This is a genomic window from Cupriavidus sp. 05N40, assembly GCF_056397305.1.
In genome coordinates this window covers 23,180-36,974 of sequence record NZ_JBFTND010000009.1, presented here as the reverse complement: position 1 = coordinate 36,974, position 13,795 = coordinate 23,180, and the positions used below count along the sequence as shown (strand labels likewise).

At 64.6% G+C, this 13,795-nt stretch carries 10 protein-coding genes; 6 read left to right on the top strand and 4 right to left on the bottom strand.

Going from position 1 to position 13,795, the window contains the following annotated elements:
* Nucleotides 1-4: 4 nt before the first annotated feature.
* Nucleotides 5-1,225, bottom strand: a complete 1,221-nt coding sequence (locus AC1DO7_RS03715) for a pyridoxal-phosphate-dependent aminotransferase family protein (RefSeq protein ID WP_477115800.1) — start codon at nt 1,223-1,225, stop codon at nt 5-7.
* Between the two features lie 180 nt (nt 1,226-1,405).
* On the opposite strand from AC1DO7_RS03715, the gene AC1DO7_RS03710 reads away from it, so the two are divergent.
* The gene (locus AC1DO7_RS03710; RefSeq protein WP_441621808.1) at nt 1,406-2,125 is read left to right on the top strand and encodes a GntR family transcriptional regulator; all 720 of its coding nucleotides are present in this window, start codon (nt 1,406-1,408) and stop codon (nt 2,123-2,125) included.
* A gap of 103 nt (nt 2,126-2,228) precedes the next feature.
* Nucleotides 2,229-2,915: an aspartate/glutamate racemase family protein gene (locus tag AC1DO7_RS03705; protein ID WP_441621806.1), complete on the top strand. Its 687-nt coding sequence runs from the start codon at nt 2,229-2,231 to the stop codon at nt 2,913-2,915.
* 101 nt (nt 2,916-3,016) lie between these two features.
* Here AC1DO7_RS03705 and AC1DO7_RS03700 read toward each other — a convergent pair whose 3' ends face one another.
* A complete protein-coding gene (locus tag AC1DO7_RS03700; protein ID WP_441621804.1) occupies nt 3,017-3,955 on the bottom strand; it encodes a LysR substrate-binding domain-containing protein in 939 nt (312 codons plus the stop codon).
* 150 nt (nt 3,956-4,105) lie between these two features.
* On the opposite strand from AC1DO7_RS03700, the gene AC1DO7_RS03695 reads away from it, so the two are divergent.
* From AC1DO7_RS03695 to AC1DO7_RS03680, 4 genes are all read left to right on the top strand, one after another.
* Complete coding sequence (locus AC1DO7_RS03695; protein ID WP_477115799.1) at nt 4,106-5,305, top strand: fumarylacetoacetate hydrolase family protein; 1,200 nt, start codon at nt 4,106-4,108, stop codon at nt 5,303-5,305.
* A 132-nt stretch (nt 5,306-5,437) separates the two neighbouring features.
* Nucleotides 5,438-6,769: an MFS transporter gene (locus AC1DO7_RS03690; protein ID WP_441621800.1), complete on the top strand. Its 1,332-nt coding sequence runs from the start codon at nt 5,438-5,440 to the stop codon at nt 6,767-6,769.
* A 106-nt stretch (nt 6,770-6,875) separates the two neighbouring features.
* Entirely contained in the window at nt 6,876-8,432 is a 1,557-nt protein-coding gene (locus tag AC1DO7_RS03685; protein WP_441621798.1) for a UxaA family hydrolase, read from the top strand.
* A 68-nt stretch (nt 8,433-8,500) separates the two neighbouring features.
* The gene (locus AC1DO7_RS03680) at nt 8,501-9,235 is read left to right on the top strand and encodes a TetR/AcrR family transcriptional regulator (RefSeq protein ID WP_441621796.1); all 735 of its coding nucleotides are present in this window, start codon (nt 8,501-8,503) and stop codon (nt 9,233-9,235) included.
* Nucleotides 9,236-9,237: 2 nt separating this feature from the next.
* On the opposite strand, the gene AC1DO7_RS03675 is transcribed toward AC1DO7_RS03680, so the two are convergent.
* Together AC1DO7_RS03675 and AC1DO7_RS03670 are read right to left on the bottom strand one after the other, a co-directional pair.
* Nucleotides 9,238-10,623 carry an efflux transporter outer membrane subunit gene (locus AC1DO7_RS03675; protein WP_441650023.1) on the bottom strand — a complete coding sequence of 462 codons (1,386 nt, stop codon included), beginning with the start codon at nt 10,621-10,623 and terminating at the stop codon, nt 9,238-9,240.
* Between the two features lie 4 nt (nt 10,624-10,627).
* Complete coding sequence (locus AC1DO7_RS03670) at nt 10,628-13,792, bottom strand: efflux RND transporter permease subunit (RefSeq protein ID WP_477115798.1); 3,165 nt, start codon at nt 13,790-13,792, stop codon at nt 10,628-10,630.
* Nucleotides 13,793-13,795: the final 3 nt, after the last annotated feature.

Sequence of the window (13,795 nt, the reverse complement as noted above, 5' to 3'; positions counted from 1 at the left end):
TACGTCAGGCCGCAGCCTTGAGCGGCAGCGGCGTGGCGTGCGCGGCGAGATAGTCCATGGCGGCCACAGTGCCGCTTGCCGCGACCGGCACGCCCGACATCTTCAGGCCCATTTCGYAGCCGGCCAGCGTGGCCATCAGCGTGAGGTCGTTGCAGTCGCCCAGATGGCCGATGCGGAACATGCGGCCCTTGACCTTGCCGAGGCCCGCGCCAAGCGACATGTTGAAGCGGTCATAGATGTTCCGGCGCACCAGGTCCGCATCGACCCCGTCGGGCATCATCACGCCGGTGAGCACCGGGCTGTAGACCGCCGGGTCAGCGCACTGGATCTCCAGGCCCCAGGCACTGACCGCGCGCCGGCAGGCTTCGGCCAGGCGCTGGTGGCGGGCAAACACCTGGTCCAGCCCTTCCTCCAGGATCATGTCGAGGGCTTCGGACAGGCCATAGAGCAGGTTCGTGTTGGGCGTATAGGGCCAGTAGCCGGTGCGGTTCATCTCGATGATCTCCTCCCAGCCCCAGAAGCTGCGCGGCAACCGGGCCGCGCGAGACACTTCGATGGCCTTGGGCGACACCGCATTGAAGCTGATGCCCGGCGGCAGCATCAGGCCCTTCTGCGAGCCTGACACGGTGACGTCCACGCCCCACTCGTCATGGCGGTAGTCGGCAGACGCCAGCCCCGAGATGGTGTCGACCAGCAGCAATGCCGGGTGCCCGGCCGCGTCGATGGCGCGGCGCACGGCGGCGATATCTGAAGTCACGCCGGTCGAGGTTTCGTTGTGCACCACGCACACTGCCTTGATCGCATGCGCGGTATCGGCGCGCAGGCGGGCTTCGATCATATCGGCCTGGACCCCGTGACGCCAGCCTTCCACCCCGGGCAATCCGAGGAACTCGGGGCGGATGCCGAGGTTTTCGGCCATCTTCTTCCACAGCGTGGCGAAGTGGCCGGTCTCGAACATCAACACCGTGTCGCCGGGACTCAGGGTGTTCGACAACGCCGCTTCCCATGCCCCTGTGCCCGAAGCCGGATAGATCACCACCGGCTGCGCAGTCTTGAAGATTTTCTTGATGCCCTCCAGCACCTTCAGGCCCAGGGCGCCGAATTCCGGCCCGCGATGGTCAATGGTCGGGTAGCTGATGGCGCGCAGGATGCGATCGGGCACCGGGCTCGGTCCGGGGATCTGCAGGAAGTGACGGCCGGCCGGGTGGAAGTTGAGATTCAGCATTTGACTCCTCCTTTTGAGTTTTGAATGCAAAATACTTTACCAGACAGACTTCACGAAGGAAGCGGCAATTTGCGTAGTGTTTACCCCGGCATGCCATATACGGCGCGGGTTTACGCGGATTTTTGAGTTTCGGTTAAGCGTCTGCTAAAATCGCATGCAAACGCCAAGAGGGAATTTTGAATGCTAAAACAAGAGGTCCAAGTGATGGATTCGCCGGCCCTGGTCCTGCCTAAGGTTGAACGCCAGCGCCTTCACGACACGGTGGTCGCTCACCTGCGTTCATTCATCGTCGAGGGGGTTCTGGAGCCGGGCCGCAAGCTCAATGAACGCGAACTCTGCGAGACCCTCGGCATCTCGCGCACGCCGCTGAGGGAGGCACTGAAGGTGCTTGCCGCCGAAGGGCTGATCGATATCTCGCCCAATCGCGGCGCGACCGTATCGCGCCTTACTACCGACGAGATACTGGATACCTTTGAACTGATGAGCGGCCTGGAAGCCTTCTCCGGCGAGCTGGCCTGCGAGCGCATCACGGCCGTCGAACTGGCGGAAATCAAGGCCCTTCACTATGCGATGCTGGCATGCCGGGCGAACGAAGACCTGCCCGGCTACTACCGCCTCAATCACCAGATCCATGACCAGATCAACCTTGCGGCACGCAACACCGCGCTGCGCCAGACCTATCTGTCGGTGAACCGGCGGCTGCAGGCATTGCGCTTTCGCTCGAACTACCAGAAGCCGAAATGGGACAGCGCCATCCACGACCACGAAGAGATGCTGCTTGCCCTGGAAACCCGCGATGGCAAGCGGCTTGCCGCCATCCTGCGCCAGCACTTGCTCAACAAGCGCGATGCGGTGCTGTTGATCCAGGCTGGCGCGGCCGGCGGCACGCCGCAGGCCTAGAACGCCAACGCCGGGAGCAGGCCATCTGTCGCGCGGCGTGCCTCTCAGGACGACCGCTTTGAACTTACCAGCGTCTTCTACGACTACTGACAACGCCAGCCCCATGCGAATCGCCCTCCTGAACCCCAATGCCAGCCAGCACATCACCGACCGCATGCTTGCGCAAGCCAGGCGGGCGACCGGCGACACATGCGAGATTTTCGGCTTGACCAACGCCGCGGGCCCCGCGGTTATCCGGTCGCGGGTGGACAATGCCGCGTCAATCGATGGCCTGCTGAAGATGGCGCGGACGCTGGATGCCAATGTCGATGCAGTGATTCTCGGGGTTTCGATGGACACGGCCCTTTACGCACTGCGGCAAATGCTGACTGTCCCCGTCGTTGGAACGACCGAAGCGGCCCTGGCCACGGCAAGCATGATAGGCGGCAGGATCGGACTGTTGACGATCGGCCCTGCCTTGACGCCGTTGTACCGCGAACTGGCGGCCTCATACGGTTATGCCGGGCGCGTGGCTGGCATCCGCGGCATCGAAACGGCGGCCCCATATGGCGCCGGACTTGCGGACGAGGCCGGCGCAATGATGCTCGATGCGGTGATGTCGCTCAGCCGGGAAGACGGTGCGGACGTTGTCGTCACCGTGGCCGCTGCGTTATGCGGGTACGTACCGGCGATCGCCGCCCAGGCAGACGTGCCGCTGCTTGACGGCATCGCTTGCGCGGCCGTGCAGGCAGAGGCGCTCGCAAAACTAGGTCCTCGCAAGGCTGCCTACGGCTCGTTCGCCACGCCCTGACGACTGAACCGGCTGGCGGACACGGACCTGTGCGTGCGCGCTTGGAGTGCTCCTCCGCAACCGGTTCGTCGACCTTGTAACCCTGCGATCCCCGCCCTGTCTCACCGGGCCGCCGCCCGCAGCGCCGCCATGAACTGCTGCATGGCCTCCGACGGCAACTCATGCTTGCGGATGACAATGCCGTAGCTCGACATGGCGCGCCGGATCGGCACCGGCACGTGCGCCAGCATGCCTTCCGCGACGAAGCGCTCGACCACGGCGCGCGGCTGCAGCGAAAGCATATCCGTCGCCTGCAGCAGTTCCAGCGTGGAAAAGATCGATGGTGTCTCCACCATGCCGACCAGGCCCTGGATGCCCGCCGCCGCGACGGTTTCATCAAACAGTTGCCGGATGGCGGTGCGCTGCGGATAAAGGATCCACGGCCATGCGCCGATGTCGGCAATTTCCAGCCTGGGCCGGTCCAGCAAGGGATGTCCCGGCCGGCAGACGACCCAGACCGGCTCTGGTGACAGCGCCTCGAAATCGAAGATCGCCTGGTGCCGTGGCTCGGTGAGCCGCCCGACCATGATGTCCAGCTTCCGGTCTTCCAGCCAGATCGCGAGCTGGTCACTGCTCTGCTCGATCAGCTTGACGACCAGCCGCGGGCGCTGCTGCAGGATCTCGCGGATCGCCGTAGTCACCACCTGCGCGGCCGACGCCGAAATCGCACCAACGGTGAGGTGGCCGTGCCCGCCGGCTCGCAGCGCTTCCAGTTCGCTCACGAACTTGCCGAGCTCGGCCAGTGCGGTCGACGCGTAGCGCAGCGCGAACTCGCCCAGTTCGGTCGGGCGCATATCCCTTGGCAAGCGATCGAACAGCCTGGCCTGCAGGGTGTCTTCAATGTCGCTCAGTATCTTGGTGGCAGCCGGCTGGGAAATATGCAACTGCTCGGCCGCGATGCGCAGGTTGTGGCTGCGTCCCAGCACATCCAGCAGCTGCAGGTGCCGGAAACGCAGCTTGGCGAGCACGGCGGAAGGGGCGGAAGCAGTTTGTCTGGGCATAAACGGGGTAAACCCGGTCGAATCAATAACTAAACGGAATTGATTCTACCCAATAATCGATTGGATGTTTATCGGACTGCCACGTAGAGTTCCATCCAACGCCGCGGTGATCACGGCGCTCATGACAACAACATCAGGTGGAGACAATCGATGACATTGCCGCTCGCGCTCAGCGCCAAGCAAACGCTTCCTGCCGACGGGCTGGCGGGGACGCTGGTCGGCCGCGCATGGATCCCGGCCGGTGACGGCGCGCCGGCGGGTCCGGCCGTGGTGGTCCTGCGGCCGGATGGTGTATTCGACATTTCCGATGTCGCTCCGACCATGAGCACCCTGCTCGAACACGACGACCCGGTCACGGTGGTTCGCAATGCGCGCGGGCGCTTGGTCGGCACGCTCGACGAGCTGCTGGCCAATATGGCCGGTCCCCGCGGCGGCGACGCTTTGGCCCGCTTGCTGGCACCATGCGACCTGCAGGTGATCAAGGCGGCAGGCGTGACCTTTGCCGGCAGCCTGGTGGAGCGCGTCATCGAGGAGCAGACCAAGGGCGACCCGCAAGGCGCCGCCGAGGTCCGCAGCCGGATCTGCGCGCTGGTGGGCGAGCGCCTGTCCCGGATCCGGCCCGGTTCCCGCGAAGCGGGCGAACTCAAGGCCTTGCTGATCGAGCATGGCATGTGGTCCCAGTACCTGGAGGTGGGTATCGGCCCGGACGCCGAGATCTTCACCAAGGCACCGCTGCTTTCTGCGCTCGGCACCGGTACGGAAATCGGACTGCATCCCGGCTCGGCATGGAACAACCCGGAACCCGAGATCGTGCTGGCCATCAACAGCCGCGGTGATGTGCCCGGCGCCACGCTGGGCAATGACGTCAACCTGCGCGATTTCGAGGGCCGCAGTGCGCTGCTGCTGGGCAAGGCCAAGGACAATAACGGCTCCTGCGCGATCGGGCCGTTCCTGCGCCTGTTCGACCAGAGCTTTTCGCTGGACGACGTGCGGCGGGYGACCGTGGACCTGCGCGTCGATGGCCCGGACGGCTTTGTGTTGTCCGGCACCAGCTCGATGGACCAGATCACGCGCGACCCGCTGGAGCTGGCCGAGCAGGCAATGGGCGCGACCCACCAGTATCCCGATGGCGCGATGCTGTTCCTGGGTACGCTGTTCGCGCCGGTGGAAGACCGCGACACCGCTGGCGGCGGTTTCACGCACAAGGACGGCGATCTCGTCACCATCTCCAGCCGCCAGCTTGGCAGCCTGGTCAACCGCGTGGGCCGAAGCGACCGCATCGCTCCGTGGACGTTCGGCGTACGCGCCCTGATGGCCAACCTGGCCGCGCGCGGCCACACCAACTTCTGAACGGCGCTTGCTGAACGGGCGCCACGGCGCCCCGCCCTGAACACAGCAGCTATCCTCGCGCGAGCAAAAGACGGGGATGCCGCAATCCATGACATGAGGCCGCGACGCGCGGCTTCGTACCGGAGACAACCCATGCAGACTCAAGCTGCCAAACACGATCCGCTCGCAAGCGCGGTAAGCAAGGCACGCCTGCGCCTCGCGCCTTTCCTTGCGCTGATGTTCGCGCTGTCGATGCTCGACCGCTCCAATGTCGGCTTCGTCAAGCAAGCCCTGATGGTCGATTCGAATATCGGCAACGCGGCCTATGCGCTTGGCGCCGGCATCTTCTTCATCGGCTACGCCGTCTTCGAAATCCCCAGCAACCTGATCCTGCACCGGGTCGGCGCCAGGATCTGGCTCAGCCGCATCATGGTCACCTGGGGGCTGGCGTCCGCGGCCATGATGTTCGCGCACGACCAGACCTCGTTCTACGTGCTGCGCTTTATCCTTGGCGTGGCCGAAGCGGGCTTCTCGCCGGGCGTGATCCTGTACTCGACCTACTGGTTCCCTGCCAGCCAGCGCGGCAAGGCGCTCGGCATTTACTACTTCGGCTTGCCAGTGGCACTGGTGCTGGGCGGGCCGCTCTCGGGGCTGCTGCTCGAAGTGATGGGTGGCCACCTGGGCCTGCGCAACTGGCAATGGATGTTCATCATCGAAGGCCTGGCGGCGTCGGTGGTGGGCGTGATCGCCTTCTTCTACCTGGTCAGCAGGCCGCGCGATGCCAAGTGGCTGGACGCCGACGAGAAGACCGCGCTCGAAGCCGCGATCGCCGCGGAAGACAAGCAGAAGACCGCGCACGGCCCGGCCACCGCACTGGGCGCGCTGGGCAACTGGCAGGTGCTGCGTTTCGTCGCCATCTACTTCGCCATCCAGGTCAGCGTCTACGGCGTCATCTTCTACCTGCCGACGCGCATTTCCGAGCTGACCGGCACGGCAATCGGCGCCAAGGTGGGCCTGCTCACCGCGATTCCGTGGCTGTGCGCCCTGATTGCCCTGCGCCTGATCACCAGCATCGCGGACGCCAGGGGCAAGCAACGGGAATTCGCCATGGCCATGCTTGCCATGGCGGCCACGGGTATTGGCCTGTCGACGCTGGGGCATGAACTGGTGCCCGTGCTGATGGCTTTCTGCCTGGCTACTGTCGGCTTTGTGGTGGTCCAGCCGCTGTTCTGGACACTGCCCACCGCGTATTTGAGCGGCACTGCAGCGGCCAGCGGCATCGCCCTGATCGGCGCGCTGGGCAATCTCGGTGGCTTTATCGCGCCGACGCTGAAAACCGCGGTCGAATCCGCGTTCCATAGCCAGCAAGCGGGCATGCTGGCCCTGGCAATCGCGGGCGTAGTCGGCGTGCTGCTGCTGACGAGCGTCGGCGCACGGGCCCGCCCCTCCCCGGCGTTGCCGCTTGGTTCCTCCGAGGCGGCCTGACCGCTTCCCGTATTCCCTGCATCCAGACACCTGACATGACCATCCCCGGACTTCACGATATCGGCGGCGAACGCCGTGCCGCCGCCCCCCTGCCGGAGGCCGCAGCATGAGCGCCGTCCTGGAACAAGCCGCAGCAGTAGCCGGCGAACCCGTCATACGTCTGCATCCGGATGACGATGTCGTCATCGCGCGTGCGCAACTGGTGGCGGGCGTGCGCCTAGGCGCAGGCCTGGTGGTACGCGGCCTGGTGCCCGCGGGGCACAAGCTGGCAGTGCGCGCACTCGAGGCCGGCGCGCCGGTGCGCCGCTACGGACAGGTGATCGGCTTCGCCACGCGCCCGGTCGCGCCAGGCGAGCACGTCCACACCCATAACCTGGCCATCGGCGAGTTCGAGCGCGACTACGCGTTTGGCGCCGCCAGGCGCCCTGCCGCCGTGGCGGCGCAGCGCGCGCAATTCATGGGCATCGTCCGTGGCGACGCGCGGGTCGGCACGCGCAACTACATCGGTATCCTTACGTCCGTCAATTGCTCTGCCACCGCGGCACGCGCCATCGCCGAGCATTTCCGGCGCGAGATCAATCCGCAGGCGCTGGCAGACTACCCGAACGTGGATGGCGTGGTGGCCCTGACGCACGGGCAAGGCTGCGCCGTGGATGGCGAAGGCGAAGGCCTGGCGCTGCTCCGACGCACGTTGGCGGGCTATGCGCGCCACCCCAACTTCGCAGCCGTGCTGATCGTCGGGCTGGGCTGCGAAACCAACCAGATCGACGGCCTGCTCGACAGCGAGGGACTGGCACGCGGTGCCGCGCTGAAGACCATGACCATCCAGGCCACCGGCGGCACGGCCCGTACGGTGGCGGCGGGCATCGAGCAGATCAAGGCGATGCTGCCCGACGCCAACCGGGTGCGACGCGAGCCCGTCGATGCCAGCCACCTGCTGGTCGGACTGCAATGCGGCGGCTCCGACGGCTATTCCGGCATCAGCGCCAATCCSGCGCTTGGCGCGGCGGTCGACCGGCTGGTGGCGCACGGGGGCACTGCCATCCTGTCCGAGACCCCGGAGATCTATGGCGCCGAGCATTTGCTGACGCGCCGTGCCGTATCGCCGCAAGTCGGGCACAAGCTGCTCGACCGGATCCGCTGGTGGGAAGCCTACTGCGCACGCATGAACGCCAGCCTGGACAACAACCCGTCCGCCGGCAACAAGGCGGGCGGGCTCACCACCATCCTGGAGAAGTCGCTCGGTGCCGTGGCAAAAGGCGGCACCACCAACCTGGTCGACGTATATGGCTACGCGCAGCGGGTGGAGGCGGCTGGACTGGTCTTCATGGACACCCCTGGCTACGATCCGGTCTCGGCGACCGGCCAGGTGGCTGGTGGCGCCAACCTGATCTGCTTCACCACCGGGCGCGGCTCCGCCTATGGCTGCGCGCCGGCCCCGTCCCTCAAGCTCGGCACCAATACCGCCTTGTGGCAGCGCCAGCAGGAGGATATCGACATCAACTGCGGCACCGTGATCGATGGCTCGCAGTCGATCGACGAACTGGGGGAAGTGATTTTCAGCCTCATGCTGGCGACGGCTTCAGGACAGCGCTCAAAGAGCGAATTGCATGGCTACGGCCAGAACGAGTTCGTTCCCTGGCAGCTTGGCGCGATCACCTGATCACGACRCCCGTCTTGGTGCATGCGATTCACCGGCGGTCTTCATGGCATCGACACTAGCTCAATACCGTGAGCAACGCGAGCTTCAAGGACCCCGGGTTCCGCAAGCGCCGGGAGGCAATCGGAACGCCTGTGGCTGGTCTTCGTCGCTATAATTGGCACGTGGCTCACACACTGCAGCCGACGAAGACCATACTCCCGACTCCACGGCCCGCTCAGATGGGATATTCACAAGCTGACAAGCAAAGTTCGCACGCACGTATCGTGGAAATCGCAGCCCGGCGTTTTCGCGTCCACGGCTTGCGTGGCATCGGCGTGGCGGAAATCATGAAGGAGGCCGGCCTCACGGTCGGCGGCTTCTACAAGCACTTCGATTCTCGCGAAGCGCTGATTCGGGAGGCCATGACACAGGCGTTCCTCGATACCACCGCATGGCGCGCAAAGGCACGCGCCGATCTTCGCCGTGCCGTGCGCGAATACCTGGCCGAACCCCATCGCGACAACCTGGAGACCAGTTGCGCCATCACCGCTTTCCTCAACGACGCCGACAAGACCGGTGATGCGCCGCATGCCTTGTACACGGCGCGCCTGCAACAACTGCTGGCGCTGATTACCTCGCTGCTACCGCCCGAAAACCAGCCAAAGGCCGTGGCCCAGGCCAGGCTGATCTGCAGCGCCTGCGTCGGGGCGCTGGCCATGTCCCGTGCGGTCGACGACCCGCGGCTCTCGCGCGAACTGCTTCACACGGTCGCCGACCAGCTGATGGCGCTGATCCCATCTCGCGGCGCCGGCGACCGCGCCTGACACTACTCGGTCTGCCAGCCACCCCCGGCCGCCGCAAAGATCCGCACCAGATCCTTGCGGAGATCCGCATCGGACGTCGCCTGCCGCGACTCGGCTTCCAGCAGGTCTCGTTCGGCCACGAGCACGTCCAGCAACCCGACGTAGCCATACTTGTACTGCATCCGCGCCAGTTCGGCAGCCTTGCGGTTCTGCGTCACGCCTGCCAGCAGCGATGCATTGCGCACGTTCTCGTTCAGGTAGCCGGATAGCGCGTTCTCCATGTCTTCCAGCGCATCTAGTACGGTCTGCTGATAGCTGAGAAAGGCCTGGGTCTGCCTGGCATCCGCGGCGTTGATCTGCGACCGGATGCGGCCAAAGTTCAGCACCGGCTGAAGCAGGCCCGCACCAATGCCCCACGGCGTGGAGGAGAATGGCGTGGCATTCTGCGCGCCGAAGAAGGCCGTCAGCGAGATGTTCGGGAAGAGTTCCGCCACGGCCGCCCGCCTTGCCGAGATGGTCGCCGCGAACTGGCGCTCCGCGGCGCGTACGTCAGGGCGTTCCGCCAGCACCGTCGCCGGCGCCGATACCACGATACCGTGATCGATGGCCTGCCACGGCTGCGCTGTCGCCAACGTCGCCGCGAGCGTGCCAGGCGGCCGCCCGAGCAGCGTCGCCAGCCGGTTTGCCGCCGCGTCGTAACCGGTGCGCAGCGCGGGCAACAGCGACTCGGTGGCCGACACCTGCGCGGCGGCACGCTGGACGTCGAAGTTGCTGACAAGCGCGCCGCGTTGTTGTGCCTGGATCAGTTCGAGCGTGCGTCGCTGGCTGTCAAGATTGCGTTGCGTGAGGTCCAGCTGACGATCGACGTTGCGCAGTTCAAAGTAGGTGCGGGCCACCTCGGCCAGCAACGCCACACGCACGGCCTGCCGCGTCGCCTGTGTCGATTGCAGGATCGCCGTCGCCTGTGCCGTGCGTGCCTGGTTGCGCCCGAACAGGTCGACCTCCCACGCTGCGGAAATCGCCACCTGATTGATCGTCACCGCGTGATCGTTGGTCACGAAGCCACGATTGGCGCGCTCGCTGCTGGCCGATGCATTGACCTGCGGTGCCAGCGCGGACTGCGCCAGCAGCCGGCCGGCGCGCGCCTCTTCCACGCGCGCCGTGGCAATCGCGAGTGATTTGTTGCCTTCCAGCGCCTCGGCCACCAGCGCGTCGAGGGTCGGGTCGCGGAAGCGCGACCACCACTTCTGATCGACGCTGGCATCCTCGTCCCCTGCGACAAGATAGTCACTTGCGCCCTGCCCGCCGGCCAGTTTCGGCCATTGCGACGGGCTCGCGATATCGGACGATTGCGGACCGGGAGGGGTCGTGCATGCCGCCAGCAGCGCAGCGGCGGCCAGCACGGTCATCGCCTTAAGCTTCAACATGGTGATGCACCTTTTCAGTCTTGGTGATGCGTTTCTCCAGGGCACGCACCATTACATAGAAGATCGGCGTCAGGAACAGGCCGAAGAAGGTCACGCCGATCATGCCGAAGAACACCGCCACGCCCATGGCGTGCCGCATCTCGGCGCCGGCGCCGTGCGAAAGCACCAGCGGCAGCACGCCCATGATGAACGCGATCGACGTCATCAGGATGGGCCGCAGGCGCAGGTGCGCGGCCTCCACCGCTGCCGCGAAGGTCGACTTGCCATGGATTTCCAGTTCCCGCGCAAACTCGCCGATCAGAATGGCGTTCTTGCATGACAAGCCAATGAGCACGAAGAAGCCGATCTGCGTGAACAGGTTGTTGTCGCCGCGCGTCAGCCAGACCCCCGTAATGGCCGAGAACAGGCACATCGGCACGATCAGGATGATGGCCAGCGGCAGGAACATGCTCTCGTATTGCGCGGTCAGGACCAGGAAGACCAGCAGGATGCAGATCGGGAACACGATCAGCGCGGTGTTGCCTGCCAGAATCTGCTGGTAGGCGAGCTCGGTCCATTCGAACGTCATCTCCCCCGTCAACGTCTGATCCAGGATCTTCGCGATAGCGGCCTGAGCCTGTCCCGTCGAATAGCCCGGGGCGGGCCCACCATTGAGGTCCGCGGAACGGTAGCCGTTGTAGCGCGACGCGCTGTCCGGTCCGCTCGTATCGCTCAGCGTGATCACCGCTCCCAGCGGCACCATCTTCCCTTCGACGTTGCGGACCTTGAGGTTCAGGATGTCCTCCCGCTTCGAACGGAAGTCCTTGTCGCCCTGCGCAATGACCTGATAGGTACGGCCGAACTTGTTGAAGTCGTTGACATACAGGGATCCGAGATAGATCTGCATGGTCTTGAACACATCATCGACGTCGATACCGAGCTGCGAAGCCTTTGTACGATCCACATCGGCAAACAACTGAGGCGTCGTGACGTTATAGGTCGTATAGACGCCGGCCAGTTCCGGCGCCTTGCGGGCCTTTTCCAGCACGGCATTGACGGTCTTGCTCAATGCCAGATACCCAGCGTCGCCACGGTCTTCGATCTGGAGCTTGAAGCCCCCCGATTTGCCCAGCCCCTGCACCGGCGGCGGCGGGAACACCGCGATAAACGCATCCTTGATGGAGGCAAATTTCTTCTGCAGGTTCGCGGCCAGCGCCGGGCCGGAGGCACCGATCTCACGCATTTCCTCGAACGATTTCTCGCCGATGAACACGGTGGCCGACGATGGGCTGTTGATAAAGCCGTTCAACGACAGCCCCGGAAATTCCACGGCGGTCCGGAAACTCGGATCTTTCGAGGCAAGCTCCGTCATCTGCCGCGCGACCGCTTCGGTACGTTCGAGCGTGGCGCCATTGGGCAACTGGACCAGATTGACCAGATAACCCTTGTCCTGAATCGGCACGAAACCAGACGGCACCTTGGCGAATCCCAGCACGGTAGCGCCAAGCAACACCAGATAGATCAGGATCGAGCCACGCTTGCGGTGCAAGGCGCGCGTCACGCCGCCGCTGTACGCGTCGGAACTTCGCAGGAAGAACCGATTGAACCTGACGAAAAATCCGCCCAGAAATCGATCCATGAAGCGAGTCAGGCGATCCTTGGGGGCATCATGGGCACGCAGCAACAGCGCGGCCAGTGCCGGTGACAAGGTCAGCGAATTGAACGCCGAGATCACGGTCGAGAACGCAATGGTCAGGGCAAACTGGCGATAGAACTGACCCGTCAGCCCGCTGATGAACGCGATCGGCACGAACACAGCGCACAGGACGAGCGCGATGGCGATGATTGGCCCGGTCACTTCCTGCATCGCTTTGATCGTCGCCTCCCTGGGCCGCAAGCCGTTGGCGATGTTGCGCTCGACGTTCTCGACGACCACGATGGCGTCATCGACGACGATACCGATCGCCAGCACAAGCCCGAACAAGGACAAGGCGTTGATCGAGAATCCGAACACGTGCATCGCCGCGAACGTGCCAACCACGGATACGGGCACCGCCAGCAAGGGAATGATGGCAGCCCGCCAGGTCTGCAGGAACAGGATCACCACCAGCACCACCAGTACGATGGCCTCCAGCAGCRTGTGCGTGACCGCCGAAATGGAGTCACGCACGAACGTTGTCGGGTCGTAGGCAATCCGATACTCGAGGCCCTTGGGGAAGCGCTTGCTCAACGTCTCCATCGTTGCGCGGACATTCTTTGAGATCTCGAGCGCATTGGCGCCCGGCGACTGGAAAATCACCAGCGCGAGCGCCTGCTTGTTGTCCAGCAGCGCGCGCAGCGCGTAGTCGCTGGCGCCCATCTCGATGCGCGCAACGTCGCGGAGATAGGTCACCACRCCGCCATCGCGCTTGATGATGATGTTCTCGAACTGGTCGACATCCGTGAGACGGCCCTGCACGTTGACCGGCAACTGGATCTCGACGTTGTCCTTGTAGGGCGCGCCGCCGACCACGCCGGCCGCCACCTGGATGTTCTGCTTGCGGATCGCGGCAACCACCTCCTCGGGATTCAGGTTCCGTTCCGCAATCTTCTGCGGATTCAGCCAGACGCGCATGGCATAGTTGCCTGACCCGTTCAGGTTGATCTGGCCGATGCCGGAGATCTTCGACAGCTCGTCCTTGACGTTCAGCAACGCATAGTTGCGCAGGTACAGGTTGTCATACTGATCGTTGGGCGATACCAGATGGACCACCATCGTCAGGTCTGGCGAACTCTTGACGGTGCTGACGCCAAGCTGGCGCGTCACGTCGGGCAACCGCGGCAGCGCCTCGTTGACGCGGTTCTGCACCAGCTGCGTGGCCAGGTCAGGGTCCGTGCCGAGCTTGAATGTCACGGTCAGCGTCATCACCCCGTCGCTGGCGGCCTGCGAGGACATGTAGAGCATATTCTCCACGCCATTGATCTGCTCCTCGATCGGCGTGGCGACGGTTTCCGCAATGACCTTGGGGTTGGCGCCCGGGAACTGTGCCCGCACGACGACCGACGGGGGAACGACCTCCGGATATTCCGAGATGGGCAGTTTGGGGATCGCAATCAACCCGGCCAGGAAGATCAGGATGGAGATCACGGCCGCGAAATTGGGCCGGTCGACAAAGAATTTGGAGAGATTCATCGT